We start from the raw sequence: 573 nt of genomic DNA, 5'->3' as shown, positions 1-573 counted from the left end.
CGCTCCTCACTCGTCTCGCCGATTTTCTCGATTTTCGAGATGAATGGCGCCAGCGTGTGCGGCCGCTCGCGGTGTTCGCCGAGGGTCTCAGAGAGCAGCTCGACCATGAGCTCACACGTCGCCGGCAGCTCACCTTCGACTCGATGCTGAGCGTGCTCGCCGAGGCGATCAAGCGCGAGGGCCCTGGCGGGCCGCTCGCAACGCGGATCCGGGAGCGTTTCGACGTGGCCCTGGTCGACGAGTTCCAGGACACCGACGCCGCGCAGTGGGCGGTCCTCGAGCAGGTCTTCGCGAGGTCCGAGGCCAAACGCCTCGTCCTCATCGGCGACCCCAAACAGGCCATCTACGCCTTCCGCGGGGCCGACGTTTTTGTCTACCTGACGGCGGCGGAGGTGGCCGGGCGCCCGTACACGATGACCACCAACTGGCGCTCGGACGGGCCCTACGTCGAGGCGATGAACGCGCTCTGGCTGGAGGGCCACAACAGCTTCGAGATGCCGGGCAGGCCGGGACGGGCGGGTATCGACTATGTGACCGTGAGCGCTCATGCGAAGGAGGCGCGGGTCCAGGAGC

At 67.5% G+C, this 573-nt stretch carries 1 protein-coding gene; it reads left to right on the top strand.

Translation table 11 applies throughout. The features are described from left to right. Nucleotides 1–56: 56 nt before the first annotated feature. Nucleotides 57–573: UvrD-helicase domain-containing protein (locus ACK4TH_RS13050; protein WP_409627056.1), on the top strand; the 517-nt coding region annotated here is incomplete at its 3' end.

Source organism: Tepidimonas sp. (assembly GCF_046292505.1).
In the GTDB taxonomy this organism is placed as follows: domain Bacteria; phylum Pseudomonadota; class Gammaproteobacteria; order Burkholderiales; family Burkholderiaceae_C; genus Tepidimonas.
The sequence above is the reverse complement of the archived record's forward strand: the minus strand, read 5'-3'. Positions and strand labels throughout refer to the sequence as shown.